General features: G+C 63.3%; 11 protein-coding genes. All 11 read left to right on the forward strand.

The window, feature by feature from the left end; all coding sequences use genetic code 11:
• Window positions 1-609 precede the first annotated feature (609 nt).
• The 11 genes from ACYP5B_RS43170 (at window position 610) to ACYP5B_RS43220 (ending at window position 11778) form a co-directional block, all read left to right on the forward strand.
• Window positions 610-1524, forward strand: coding sequence for a dihydrodipicolinate synthase family protein (locus tag ACYP5B_RS43170; RefSeq protein ID WP_400102124.1), 915 nt, complete (start codon window positions 610-612; stop codon window positions 1522-1524).
• 77 nt (window positions 1525-1601) lie between these two features.
• Entirely contained in the window at window positions 1602-2360 is a 759-nt protein-coding gene (locus ACYP5B_RS43175) for an ABC transporter ATP-binding protein (protein WP_267602369.1), read from the forward strand.
• Window positions 2353-3075 (forward strand): ABC transporter ATP-binding protein, encoded by a 723-nt coding sequence (locus tag ACYP5B_RS43180; protein WP_400102125.1) that lies wholly within the window; start codon window positions 2353-2355, stop codon window positions 3073-3075. Before ACYP5B_RS43175 ends, ACYP5B_RS43180 begins: the two co-directional genes overlap by 8 nt.
• 134 nt (window positions 3076-3209) lie before the next feature.
• On the forward strand, window positions 3210-4403 hold the full coding sequence (locus ACYP5B_RS43185; protein ID WP_318238184.1) for an ABC transporter substrate-binding protein: 1194 nt from the start codon (window positions 3210-3212) through the stop codon (window positions 4401-4403).
• Window positions 4404-4476: 73 nt separating this feature from the next.
• Window positions 4477-5379 (forward strand): branched-chain amino acid ABC transporter permease, encoded by a 903-nt coding sequence (locus tag ACYP5B_RS43190; protein WP_400102126.1) that lies wholly within the window; start codon window positions 4477-4479, stop codon window positions 5377-5379.
• A 10-nt stretch (window positions 5380-5389) separates the two neighbouring features.
• Window positions 5390-6421, forward strand: coding sequence for a branched-chain amino acid ABC transporter permease (locus ACYP5B_RS43195; RefSeq protein ID WP_459573694.1), 1032 nt, complete (start codon window positions 5390-5392; stop codon window positions 6419-6421).
• Complete coding sequence (locus ACYP5B_RS43200) at window positions 6375-7037, forward strand: GntR family transcriptional regulator (RefSeq protein WP_267602365.1); 663 nt, start codon at window positions 6375-6377, stop codon at window positions 7035-7037. The genes ACYP5B_RS43195 and ACYP5B_RS43200 overlap by 47 nt, the downstream gene beginning before the upstream one ends.
• A 619-nt stretch (window positions 7038-7656) precedes the next feature.
• Window positions 7657-7860 carry a hypothetical protein gene (locus ACYP5B_RS43205; RefSeq protein WP_400102127.1) on the forward strand — a complete coding sequence of 68 codons (204 nt, stop codon included), beginning with the start codon at window positions 7657-7659 and terminating at the stop codon, window positions 7858-7860.
• Between the two features lie 68 nt (window positions 7861-7928).
• Window positions 7929-9575 carry an NRAMP family divalent metal transporter gene (locus tag ACYP5B_RS43210; protein ID WP_400102128.1) on the forward strand — a complete coding sequence of 549 codons (1647 nt, stop codon included), beginning with the start codon at window positions 7929-7931 and terminating at the stop codon, window positions 9573-9575.
• Between the two features lie 80 nt (window positions 9576-9655).
• On the forward strand, window positions 9656-10054 hold the full coding sequence (locus ACYP5B_RS43215; RefSeq protein WP_400102129.1) for an OsmC family protein: 399 nt from the start codon (window positions 9656-9658) through the stop codon (window positions 10052-10054).
• A gap of 668 nt (window positions 10055-10722) precedes the next feature.
• On the forward strand, window positions 10723-11778 hold the full coding sequence (locus tag ACYP5B_RS43220) for a LacI family DNA-binding transcriptional regulator (RefSeq protein ID WP_459573693.1): 1056 nt from the start codon (window positions 10723-10725) through the stop codon (window positions 11776-11778).
• The last annotated feature ends 158 nt before the right edge of the window (window positions 11779-11936 follow it).

Genomic DNA, 11936 nt, shown 5'->3' on the forward strand with positions numbered 1-11936 from the left:
TCGGGAGGCCGTCTCCCATCTTTGACACAGCACCACAGGCTCGCGCCCGTGTTCGTGACACACTCCACCGTCGAGACTTACTGCTACGTCGCCCTCCAGGAAATTGGGGAACAACATGCAACTGTGAAACTGAATCAAACCAATCTCGATTGACACGGGGAGTCATATCAGCTAGGAGCCACTTCAAGCGAAGCCCGCGGTGTTTTCCAGTCGCTGTTGCTAGCGCAACGCGCCCCTGCTGGCCGGGTTCCCCCCAGGGAGACCGCATACACCGGCTGCCCATCCCAGCGCAATTCCCGATCCTCCCGGCACCAATGCCCGAGGCACAGGAGCGCTTGCCGTCAGCGGCACCGCGAATGGGCACACCCCCACCACGCCGCCGGGTATTGGTGCGCGCCCTCTTCCGCCATTCATCCCAGGCGGGCATGCACGCGCCAGACTGAGGCAAAAACGCGCCCAAAAGTCCGAAAAACTACCCTCCCCGCGGTGGCACAGATACTGCTGTATACCCTATCGAACATATTTGAAATATGTTGCTAATATATTTACGAGCCCGGGGAGCAAGCCGGGAAATGCGATCCGTCCACACCTGACACCGAAGGAGTTCCCATGAGCAATCCACGCTGGCAAGGCGTCTTCCCGGCCATCACCACCAAGTTCCACGCGGACGAAAGCCTTGACGCCGCCGGTACCGCGCAACACATCGAGTTCCTCATCAAGAACGGGGTCCACGGCCTCGTCACCTGCGGCTCGCTGGGCGAAGCCAGCACGCTGAGCCGGGAAGAAAAGCTCCAGGTAGCAGACATTGCCGTCAAGACCAGCAACCGCCGGGTGCCGGTGCTGGCCAATGTCTCGGAGACAAGCACAAGGGACGCCCTGCGCTATGTAAAGGCCGCGGTGGAGCTGGGCGTGGATGGCTTCATGGTCATGCCGTCCGTCATTTATGTGGCCGACGCGCGCGAGGCCATGCAGAACGTGCGCACCATCGCGCAAGCCGCCAAGAAGCCCGTCATGGTCTACAACAACCCGGTGGCTTACCGCGTGGACCTGAAGCCCGAACACATGGCGGAGCTGGCGGATTGCGAATGGATTGTCGCCATCAAGGAGAGCACGGACAACATCCGCCGCATCACCGACCTGCGCAATACGGTCGGCGACCGTTACCAGCTGTTCCTGGGCGTGGACGACCTGTCGTACGAAGGCCTTGCCCTTGGCTGCGACGGCCTGCTGGCCGGCCTGGTCACCTCGTTCCCGCGCGAGACGGTGGCGCTCTATGACCTGGTCAAGGCCGGCAACTACACCGAGGCCCTCAAGCTCTACCAGTGGTTCACGCCGCTGCTGCATCTCGATGTCTCGACCAAGCTGGTGCAGAACCTGAAGCTGGTGGAAACGCTGGTTGGCGTGGGCAATGAAAACGTCCGCCGCCCGCGCCTGCCGCTGGTGGGCGCCGAGCGCGAGGCCATCGAGCAGATCGTTGCCAAGGCGCTGGCCACGCGCCCGGCGAAGTATCAATCCGTGGCCTGAGCCCCGCATGCCGCGGCGTCCCGTCCCGGCCAGCGTCTTTCTCGCGCATCCGATCACTCGTTCATTCGACCCTCCGCATGACCCAGGACATCATTCTCGAGACGAAGGAACTCACCAAGGAGTTCCGGGGCTTCGTTGCCGTGCGCAACGTGGATCTGAAAGTCAGGCGCGGCTCGATTCACGCGCTGATTGGCCCCAATGGCGCAGGAAAGACGACGGTATTCAACCTGCTCACCAAGTTCCACATCCCGACGCAGGGCAGCATCCTGTTCAACGGGGATGACATCACGCAGGAGAAGCCGTCCCGGACGGCGCGCCGCGGCATCGTGCGTTCCTTCCAGATATCGGCGGTGTTCCCACAGTTGACGGTACTGGAGAACGTGAAGGTAGCGCTGCAGCGCAAGCTCGGCGTCGACTACCACTTCTGGCGCTCCATCGGCACGCTTGGCGCGCTGAACAAGCCCGCGCATGCGCTGCTGGAGCAGGTCGGCCTTGCCGCCTTTGCTTCGGTGCTGGCGGCGGACCTGCCCTACGGCCGCAAGCGCACGCTGGAAATCGCCACCACGCTGGCACTGGACCCGGAAATGCTGCTGCTCGACGAGCCCACGCAGGGCATGGGGCATGAAGACGTCGACCGCATCAAGGATCTCATCAAGACGGTGTCGGCCAACCGCACCATCCTGATGGTGGAACACAACATGAAGGTGGTGGCGGACATCAGCGACACCATCACGGTACTGCAGCGTGGCGAAATCCTTGCCGAAGGCCCCTACGCCACGGTCTCGGTCGATCCGGCGGTGCGCGAAGCCTATATGGGGACCGAAGACCATGCATGACCACGCTCGCTCCGTGCAGCCGATGCTGTCGATCCGCAACCTTCACGCCTGGTACGGAGAGTCCCACGTACTGCAGGGCATCAACCTGGAAGTGATGCCCGGCGAGTGCGTGACCCTGCTGGGCCGCAACGGCGCGGGCCGCACCAGCACGCTGCGCGCCATCATGGGCCTGGTAGGACGGCGCACAGGGTCGATCCAGCTGGAGGGCAAGGAAGTCATCGGCCTGCCGCCGCATAAGGTGGCGCACCTGGGGGTGGGCTACTGCCCGGAGGAACGGGGCATCTACGCCTCGCTCAGCACCGAGGAGAACCTGACCCTGCTGCCCAAGGTCGGCAACGACGGCATGTCGGTCGAGCAGATCTACGGCATGTTCCCGAACCTGAAGGAGCGCGCCGGCAACCCCGGCACGCGGCTCTCCGGCGGCGAGCAGCAAATGCTGGCGATGGGCCGCATCCTGCGTACCGGCGCCAACCTGCTGCTGCTCGATGAGATCACCGAAGGCCTGGCCCCGGTCATCGTGCAGAAACTGGGAGAGGTGATCCGCGAGTTGAAGGCGCGCGGCTTCACGCTGGTCCTGGTGGAACAGAACTTCCGCTTCGCCAAGCACCTGGCGGACCGCCACTACGTGATCGAGCACGGCGAGGTGGTGGAGGTGATCGAGCGCGCGGAGGTGGAGGCCAAGCAGGATCGCCTCAATGCGTTGCTGGGTATCTAGCGGCCGCATCCCGGATCCATCCGCAATCCATCTGCATCCGGCTCGCATTCATCTCGCATCCATCTCGCATTCAGTTGGCATTCAGTTAGTACGGCAGATCGTTTTTCCACGAATCCCCTAATGGAGTCAAAGTCATGAAGCTCAAAGAATTCGCGGCGGCCGCGGCCGCTTGCCTTGCCTGCACCGCGCATGCGCAGGTCAGCGACGACACGGTCAAGATCGGCGTGCTCAACGATCTCTCCGGCGTGTACTCGGACCTTTCCGGGCAGGGATCCGTGATTGCCGCGCGGCTGGCGGTGGAAGAGATGGGCGGCAAGGTGCTGGGCAAACCCGTGGAAGTGGTCTTCGCCGACCACCAGAACAAGCCGGACGTGGCGGCCAACCTGGCCCGCAGCTGGTTCGACCAGGGCAAGGTCGACATGGTGACGGACTTCCCCACGGCATCGACGGCGCTGGCGGTGATGGAAATCGCCAGGCAGAAGAACCGTGTCACCATGCCCTCTTCCGGCCTGGCCACCGCGATCCTGGGCGAGAAATGCTCGCCCCTGAACGCGCAGTGGACGGCCAACACCTACGCGCTGGCTGCCGGCACGGCCCGGGCGCTGGTCAAGGAAGGCAAGAAGACCTGGTACTTCATCACCGCCGACTACACCTTTGGCCACTCGCTCGAACGCGATGCCACCCAGGTCATCAATGCCGATGGCGGCAAGGTGCTGGGCATGTCGCACCACCCCTTCCCGGGCAATGACTTCTCATCGTTCCTGCTCAAGGCGCAGGCGTCCAAGGCGGACGTGATCGCGCTGGCCAATGCCGGCAACGACACGGTCAACGCCATCAAGCAGGCGAACGAGTATGGCATCACCCGCAAGCAGATCGTTGCGCCGCTGCTGACGTATATCTCGGACATCCATAGCATCGGCCTGGAGAAGGCGCAGAACATGTACCTCACCGAAGCCTTCTACTGGGACTACGACGAGCCGTCGCGCGTGTGGTCGCGCAAGTTCTTCGAGAAGGCCAAGCGCATGCCCACCGCGGCCCAGGCTGGCGTGTACTCGGCGACGCTCAGCTACCTGAAGGCGGTGCAGGCTGCCGGCACCGACGAGGCCAAGGCGGTGATGACGCAGCTGCGCAAGATGACGATCAACGATGCGGTGATCCGCAACGGCAAGCTGCGCGAGGATGGTGCGCTGGTGCACGACATGCTGCTGTTGCAGGTCAAGCGGCCGGCGGAGTCCAAGGCGCCGTGGGACTACTACAAGGTCAAGGCTGTGCTGAAGGGCCCCGACGTGTTTCCGCCGATCAATCCGGCCTGCCCGATCACCAGGTAGGCCAAGCGCGTTATCCGGCCAGGGCCCCGTGCGGGCTGGCTGGCCACTTGCCTACCCTTTTCCTGCACACACCATGTCCGATATCACTTCGCAGGCCTTGCTGGCCCAGTTGCTGGTTGGCCTGATCAACGGCTGCTTCTACGCCATGCTGAGCATGGGCCTGGCCATCATCTTCGGCCTGCTCAATATCATCAACTTCGCGCATGGCGCGCAGTTCATGGTTGCCGCGTTCCTCACGTGGATGGGCTTCACCCAGCTCCCCGCGTTGCTGGGCACCGAGTTCAGGATCAACTTCTGGCTAGCGCTGGTGCTGGCGCCAATCCTGGTGGGCGCCGTCAGCATCTTGCTGGAAAAGACCCTGCTCAAGCGGCTTTACCATATGGACCACCTCTACGGGCTGCTGCTCACCTTCGGCGTCTCGCTGATGCTGGAGGGATTGTTCCGGCACTTCTACGGGATCTCCGGCGCCAGCTATGATCCGCCGCCCCTGCTGCAAGGCGGCGTGGATCTTGGCTTCATGTACCTGCCGGTCTACCGCGCCTTCGTGGTGGTGTTCTCCCTGGCGATCTGCGCCGGCACCTGGTACCTGTTCGAGCGGACCAAGCTGGGTGCGCTGCTGCGCGCCGGCACGGAGAACCCCAAGCTGCTGCAGGCCTTTGGCGTCAACATCCCGCTGATGATCACGCTGACGTACGGCTTTGGCGTGGCGCTGGCGGGCGTGGCCGGGGTCATGGCGGCGCCGACCATGCAGATCAATCCGCTGATGGGATCGAACCTGCTCAACATCGTCTTTGCCGTGGTAGTGATCGGCGGGCTGGGTTCCATCCTCGGCGCCATCCTGACTGGCCTGGGCCTTGGCCTGATCGAGGGCCTGACCAAGCTGCTGTACCCGGAAGCGTCCACCGTGGTGGTGTTCGTCATCATGGCCCTGGTGCTGCTCACGCGTCCCGCCGGCCTGTTCGGCAAGGAGAATTAAGGTGAATAAGCTGAATGGTGTGAATAGTGTGAAGGGTGTGAAGGGTGTCCCTCTATCCATCCGCATCCTGCTGGTACTGCTGGTGCCCGCCCTGCTAGCCCCCGCCTTCCCGGACATCGTCTACCCGGTGTTCATCATGAAGGTGCTTTGCTTCGGACTGTTTGCGCTCGCCTATAACCTGCTGATCGGCTTTACCGGCCTGACCTCCTTCGGGCATGCGGCGTTCTTCGGCTGGTCCGGCTACACCACCGGCATCCTGATGATCCGCCTGGCCGACAAGGGCCTGCCGGTGGAGCTGGCGATCCTGGCGGGCGTGCTGGTTGCCACGGCCATCGGGTTCGTCATCGGCAGCCTGGCGATCCGCCGCACGGGCATCTATTTCTCGATGATTACGCTGGCGCTGGCGCAGGTCGCGTACTTCCTGGCCGTGCAGATTCCCTGGACGGGCGGCGAGGACGGCATGCAGGGCATTCCGCGCGGCAAGCTGCTGGGCTTCATCGACCTGGCGTCCGACAACCACATGTATTATTTCACCCTGGCTGTCTTCGTACTGGGCTTCCTGGCGATCCATCGCATCATCAACTCGCCGTTTGGCCAGGTACTCAAGGCGCTGCGGGACAATGCCCCCCGCGCCGTCTCGCTGGGCTACGACACTGACCGCTGCAAGCTCTACGCCTTCATGCTTTCCGCAGCGCTCGCCGGGCTGGCGGGCTCGGTCAAGGCGCTGGTGCTGCAGCTCGCGTCGCTCAACGATGTCATGTTGTCGACGTCGACCGAGGTCTTGCTGATGACCTTGCTGGGCGGCCTGGGCACGGCATGGGGGCCGGTGGTCGGCGCAGCCCTGGTGGTCAGCCTGCAGAACTACCTCGCCGCGCTGGGCGGCATGGTCACCATTATCATCGGGTTCACTTTTGTTGTATGCGTGTCGTTCTTCCGGCTGGGGATCGTGGGAGAACTGCAGGCATGGCTGGAACGTCGTCAAACCAAGAGAGACAATGCATCATCCTTCCCGACCATCCGTAGCAAAGCGCCGGGCCGCTGACGTTGCATACGACGCCATTGAAGCGCTGATCTGCACCTTGCAGCTGACGCCAGGCAGCCCGGTCAACGAGGCCGAGCTGGCCGAGCTGACCGAGTTGGGCCGCACGCCCGTGCGCGAGGCACTGCTGCGCATGGTGTCCATCGGACTGATCGTGCAGCAGCCGCGGCGCGGCTTGCTGGTCTCCAATATCGACCTGGCGGATCATCTCGACGTGATCCAGACCCGCCGCGTGCTGGAACACGTCATCGCAGCATGCGCAGCGCGGCGGGCCAGCGCGGTGGAGCGCAAGGCCATCCTGGCCTGCGCGGAGCGCATGGAGAAAGCGGCGGTGCGCGGCAGGCTCGACGCCTATATGGAAGCGGACCGGGAGCTGGACGAAGTCACCCACCATGCCGCCCGCAACCATTCGGCGGTCAAGGCGGTCATTCCGCTGATCGTGCAATGCCGGCGGTTCTGGTACGCGTACCAGCACGAAGGCGAGATCAAGGAGGGCGCCCGCTTCCATATGGAACTGGCCCGGGGCATCGCCACAGGTGACGAAAAAGCCGCCCAAGCGGGAGCCGATGCGCTGCTGGACTACCTGGAGCGGTTTGCGCGCAGGGTCATCGACAACTGAGCGGTGCGGCACAGGATAAGGCGCCGCGCCAGCTTCCAGTCCGCGCCCAATGCCGCCCTGCCCAATGGCACCCGGAGCGGAAGTTCGGCGCTCTTCAAGGCGGACACTTCTTGCGGCGCCCCCACGACCAGGCCGACTGGCGGCTTTGGCCGGAGCACAGACGGGCCGTCCGACCCAGGGAGCGGACCATCGATGCGTTCTACAGCTTCCAGCCGGTCAAGGGCGGGATGCCGCGCGCCGATTTTCAGCTGATCCAGAACCCCGGCGACGCCATGACCGCGGGCCAACGAAAATCATCGGCACGCGCGTTCATGAGGAATTTTCGGTCGCGCCTGACGTCCAATGTTGAGACCCGGAGCGCTCTGCCTTGAGCGAGCCGGGCTTGGCTTAGCTACCAAAAGAGGAAACCAAGTGGACAGTTGTTCTAGTCGAACTTTGTATCGTTTCTAGGCAAGCCATCCGTCGTTCCCCGACCGCTGTCTTGCCTGCAAGGTAAGGCAGCGGTGTCATCAGGCCATTCGGCCAGCCCCGCTCCTTTGTCGTATCCCGCCAGAACCATCTGGCGCTGTGCTGCCCTGCGAACCGCGTTACAGCGTTATGGGGCAGTGAGGAGTCGAGCATGCGCAAGATTCTCACCCCACCTGGCCGGATGCTCGCCCTCATCGCGCGGCTGGCATTCCCTTCCCTCCTCCGGGTTGACCCAGGCACCTCCAGCATGGCGCCCACAAGCCATCCGCATTCTCGGCCTTCGGATGCGCGCGCGCCACAAACCAATCGGGAATTCGCCGACGCCGCCATTCGGATAAACCGGACCCTCCAATAACAGCGCCGTGCAGGCCGCAACGCCAGCGTCACCAACGAGCACAAGCATAAGTCCCGAGGAGAAAGAAAATGGCGAACTTCATTACCGACATGGCTGCCCCACCGCATCAAGAAGCGCTTGATGAGGCGCACGACGGTGACATTCGAGGCGCTCTGGGGACGATTTCCCAGCACGACACCGGCCCTCGCACCGGATGGCGCCAAAGGCTCAACACCCTACTCGCCATCCTTGGCCCCGGCCTCATTGTCATGGTGGGAGACAATGACGCCGGGGCCTTCGGTACCTATGCGCAGGCGGGGCAGAACTACGGCACGACGCTCTTGTGGACGCTGCTGTTGTTGATACCCGTGCTCTACGTCAATCAGGAGATGGTGGTGCGACTCGGCGCCGTGGCCCGCGTGGGTCACGCTCGGCTCATCTTCGAGCGCTTCGGCAGGCTATGGGGCAGCTTCAGCGTCATCGACCTGTTTCTCGTCAACGCGCTGACACTGGTGACCGAGTTCATTGGCATCAGCCTCGCGCTGGAGTACCTGGGAATCCCCCGCAGCTGGGGCGTTTGCGCTTCGGCGCTGCTCGTGATGCTGGCCGCTTCGACCGGAGATTTCCGGCGCTTTGAGCGGTTCGCCATGGGTCTTGTCGCCGGGAGCCTGACACTGATTCCTGTATTCCTGCTGGTGCACCCCGCCCTAGGCCAGGTCGCGCGAGGCTTCTTCGTCCCGGCCATGCCAGCGCATGCGCCACTGAGCGAGGTCATGCTGCTGATCATCGCTATCGTCGGCACCACGGTGGCACCATGGCAACTCTTCTTTCAGCAGAGCTACGTCATTGACAAGCGGATTACGACACGCTTCATCGGCTATGAGCAGACCGATCTCTGGCTGGGCATTGCACTCGTCATCGCTGGCGCGGTGGCCATGATTGCCTTCAGCGCCGAGGCGTTTCGCGGCACGGCCGGATTCGGAAACTACACCGACGCGCTGGGTACTGCCGTCGGGCTCGAGAAGCATTCGGGCCGGCTGACCGGCGTTCTGTTCGCCATCGCTTTGCTGGATGCGAGCATCATCGGCGCCTGCGCCGTCTCCCTGTCAACGGCGTATGCGTTGGGAGATGTCTTTGCCGTGCGCCATTCCCTGCACAGCAAGCCGGCGCAAGCCAAGGGCTTCTACGCCGTCTACTTCGGGCTAACCCTGCTGGCAGCCGGGCTGGTGCTGACGCCTGGCGTGCCGCTAGGGCTGCTCACCAATGCGGTCCAGTCCCTGGCTGGCATTCTCCTGCCCAGTGCCACGGTGTTCCTGCTATTGCTTTGCAATGACAAAGCCGTGCTCGGGCCGTGGGTCAATGGGCGCTGGACGAACTTGTTCACGGGCACGGTGGTGGCGGGCCTGGTCACGCTCTCCATCATCCTGACGGCATCGGTGCTAGTCCCGCAGATCGGCGAGCGGGCGATTCTGGGCATCTTGGTGGGGGGAGCCATGCTCGCGCTGATCGTGTCGGTTCTGGCTAAACTCTATGAGAAGCACCATGCGTCCGGGGAAACTCCCGCGAAGTTGCCCTATGTGGCTGACCGGGCCAGCTGGACCATGCCTCCTCTGGAGGCGTTGCCTGCACCGAGGCTTACGCTACTGAACAAGGTATGGATGTTCGTGTTGCGAGGCTACCTGCTTGTGGCGGCCGGGTTGGTCCTGGTCCGCATCGTCAATCTGGTAACGACTTAGTGCTGGAAACGCCCCCATCCATTTGCCTGGGGTGCCATACCGCAGGCGATTCGCGTGGTCATGTTCCTGGGAGATATGCCATGCATAGCGCACAAGCCATTGCCACGATCGAGGCCAATGCCCCCAACTACCTGGTGAGCCTTGAGGTAGACAACCATGTTCTCACGGGTGACGAACCGGCAAAGCTTGGCGGCGCAGACCGTGGCCCCGAGCCATTTGCGTTTGTGCTTTGCGGGCTCGTTTCGTGCACGGCGGCCACACTGAAGATGTACGCTGAGCGCAAGAAATGGGACCTCGGGCAGATACGTGTCTTTGCCACCTTCGAGCAACTCGGTCATGTCCGCTTCATCCTCCGGGAAGTCTCGGTGGATGGCAAACTTGGTGAAGCTGAACGTGCCCAACTCGCCGAGCTCTGTGAGCGAACCCCGGTGACATTGTTCTTGAAGGGCACCACAAGCATAGAAACGATACTCCAGTAGAAGGCAAGCCTCGGCCTGGTCGCCCGTGCGGCTTCAAAGCGCCTTCAATGCGGAAATTCGTGAATCGTACAATTTCCTGGCACAAGCGACATCCTGGCATTCGTTGCCCAGGAAGGCCGTTGTCTTGACGGTTGCGGGATCGGGTGCGGCAGTCGTCTGACTGGGTCCATTGGACTGGCCGCATCCCACCAGGGCGACACTGGAAAAAACAAGAGACACGGCCAGCAGTCCCCCGGTTGCGAACCTGCGCGACATCGATCTGCCCATAAATCACCCGGATGTTGTCTGAGTGCTTGAGTGCTTGAGTGCTTGAATCATTGCGGCCAAGACTGAACAGGCTCCTCCACGCCGAGTTTAGGCGCAGATTGGATGACGGCGCCGCCAAATGCGGTTGAGGGATCTGGCGGGAAGCGGCTGGACAGTGTCGGATGACTGCTGGAAGAAGTCGCAATCGACCTGCCTGGCCATCACGCACGACCCAGCGCCCCGCCTTGGCGCACCCGGCTTGAACGCCCTAGAGCGTTCCGGTGCCTCTGTCCACGGTGATTGGTAATCTCCAACCCGCTGGCCATGCGTCAGCGGGCCAGCTATGTGCTGGCAAATCCATGCATGCACGAGGCATAATCGTGAAAACTGTGAAACTGGTTTCACAGAGACCTATCCTCCCTATGCCGCGCCCTGTGACTCAGCCCAAGTCCACCTCGAAACCCGCAGGGAAACTCACCATTCAGGACGTTGCCGCCTATGCGGGGGTTTCGAAAGCCACCGTTTCGCGCTACCTGAACCGGGGCGGCGAGCAGTTGTCCGCCGACGTGGAGGCGCGCGTCGCCGCGGCCGTACGCGCGCTGGGCTATAGCCCGAGTCCCATGGCGCAGGCGCTAAAGCGTGGCAAGTCACGCCTGATCGGGCTGGTGGTGGCGGATGTCTCCAACTCGTTCTCGGTGGCCGTGCTCCGTGGCGTGGAAAAGGCCTGCCGGGACGCCGGCTATATGGTGATGCTGTTCAATCTCGGCAATGACGAGCAACTGGAGCGCGAAGCCATTCGCTCACTGTCAGCCTACCGGGTCGAAGGCTTCATCCTGCACACGCTGGGCCACGACGCCGGCGCCCTCGCCGATGCCGCGCAGTTGGGCAAACCGGTAGTGCTGGTCGACCGTAAGGTTGGCGACGCGGAGGTCGACCTGGTCGCCCTGGACAACCTTTCCGCGGTCCATGCGGCTGCCGGGCACTTGCTCGAAGCCGGCTACCGGCACCTGCTCTTCATCAGCGAGCCAATCAAGGCGATCAGCTCGCGCAACGAGCGGGCCCGTGCCTTCCAGAACTTCATCGCGGAGCAGGCGGACTCGCTGAGCGGGACCGTTTTCGAAGCCCGTACCAGCGATGACGACGGCCTGGATGAAGCGCTGCGCGCCCTGCGCCGTGGTGCCGGCAAGGCGCCCATAGCCGTACTGGCGGCCAACGCTGTGATATCGCTGCGCGTGGCAGGCGCAGCAGCCAGACTGGGGTGGCAGCTCGGCGTCGACCTCGGCCTGATCGGTTTCGACGATCCGGAATGGGCTGCCCTGGTCGGCCCCGGGTTGAGCACCATTTCCCAGCCGACCGACGATATCGGACGCGTCGCTACCAACTGCCTGATCGAGCGCCTGCAAGGCGCGCAGCTTGCGCCGCGCCAGGTCCTGTTGCCCGGGACCCTGGTCAAGCGCGGGTCGACACGCCGCGGCTGACAGGAACCCTGCAGTGGTTCCTTGCCGCGCGCCGGCGTAACGAGCGCCCGCCCTCTCCCCCAGCCCCTCTCCCGCGCGCGGGAGAGGGGAGCACGACAACGCAGATCCGGCTTGGTCAGCAAGCTGACAAACCTGAAGCATCAGCCGAAGCCGCCGAA

The organism is Cupriavidus sp. 8B (assembly GCF_054589115.1).

What these genes read in the sequence shown, in the direction of transcription:
- ACYP5B_RS43175 (WP_267602369.1), top strand. Translation starts at nt 1,602, where the DNA reads ATGACCCAGGACATCATTCTCGAGACGAAGGAACTCACCAAGGAGTTC.
- ACYP5B_RS43200 (WP_267602365.1), top strand. Translation starts at nt 6,375, where the DNA reads ATGCATCATCCTTCCCGACCATCCGTAGCAAAGCGCCGGGCCGCTGAC.
- ACYP5B_RS43170 (WP_400102124.1), top strand. Translation starts at nt 610, where the DNA reads ATGAGCAATCCACGCTGGCAAGGCGTCTTCCCGGCCATCACCACCAAG.
- ACYP5B_RS43215 (WP_400102129.1), top strand. Translation starts at nt 9,656, where the DNA reads ATGCATAGCGCACAAGCCATTGCCACGATCGAGGCCAATGCCCCCAAC.
- ACYP5B_RS43210 (WP_400102128.1), top strand. Translation starts at nt 7,929, where the DNA reads ATGGCGAACTTCATTACCGACATGGCTGCCCCACCGCATCAAGAAGCG.
- ACYP5B_RS43205 (WP_400102127.1), top strand. Translation starts at nt 7,657, where the DNA reads ATGCGCAAGATTCTCACCCCACCTGGCCGGATGCTCGCCCTCATCGCG.
- ACYP5B_RS43180 (WP_400102125.1), top strand. Translation starts at nt 2,353, where the DNA reads ATGCATGACCACGCTCGCTCCGTGCAGCCGATGCTGTCGATCCGCAAC.
- ACYP5B_RS43190 (WP_400102126.1), top strand. Translation starts at nt 4,477, where the DNA reads ATGTCCGATATCACTTCGCAGGCCTTGCTGGCCCAGTTGCTGGTTGGC.
- ACYP5B_RS43185 (WP_318238184.1), top strand. Translation starts at nt 3,210, where the DNA reads ATGAAGCTCAAAGAATTCGCGGCGGCCGCGGCCGCTTGCCTTGCCTGC.
- ACYP5B_RS43220 (WP_459573693.1), top strand. Translation starts at nt 10,723, where the DNA reads ATGCCGCGCCCTGTGACTCAGCCCAAGTCCACCTCGAAACCCGCAGGG.